This is a genomic window from Acinetobacter sp. NIPH 1852 (assembly GCF_022549455.1).
Classification (GTDB): Bacteria; Pseudomonadota; Gammaproteobacteria; order Pseudomonadales; family Moraxellaceae; genus Acinetobacter.
Genome location: NZ_JAKZGG010000054.1, coordinates 1 through 521, shown reverse-complemented (window position 1 = coordinate 521; position 521 = coordinate 1). Strand labels below are relative to the sequence as shown.

General features: G+C 39.2%; 2 protein-coding genes. Both read right to left on the bottom strand.

Annotation, left to right across the window (positions count from 1 at the left end; all coding sequences use genetic code 11):
* On the bottom strand, positions 1–244 hold a 244-nt coding region (locus MMO38_RS16535; RefSeq protein ID WP_241324193.1), incomplete at its 3' end, for a hypothetical protein.
* Between the two features lie 43 nt (positions 245–287).
* A partial coding sequence (locus MMO38_RS16530) for a phage major capsid protein (protein WP_241324192.1) occupies positions 288–521 on the bottom strand: 234 nt, incomplete at its 5' end.

Genomic DNA, 521 nt, shown 5'->3' with positions numbered 1-521 from the left:
GTTGAAGATCTGCATCCTCATCTTCGCTATCAATTTTGAGCCGCTGCTTCACCTGTTCCAGTGTCAGAATTGGCATTTTTGCTACCACCCTTTTTAGTACAGCGACTTTAAGTTGGTGAATGGCCACATGAGCCACACGATCATCAACCATAAATTCACCTGGTACAAACTCTACAACTTGATTACCGTTATCGATTGCGATCTTAAATTTCTCTTTGTAATAACTGGCATTTGAACTCTCCAAAAAAGAAAACCTCTTAAAAGAGGCTTTCAATACCCAAATTGAATTATGCTTTTAAAGCTAAAACTTTAAATGCACTACTATCTGTCAACATTCCACCAACCCGTTTTGTTGTGTAGAAACCGACATAAGGTTTATTGGTGAATGGATCACGTAAGATACGCGTGCCCATGCGATCAACGATCGTATAACCACGTTTGAAATCACCAAATAAAATAGCATTCGCATCCGCTTCGGCTTCTGGCATATCGTTGTTTTCTTCAATTCCATAGCTTAACAA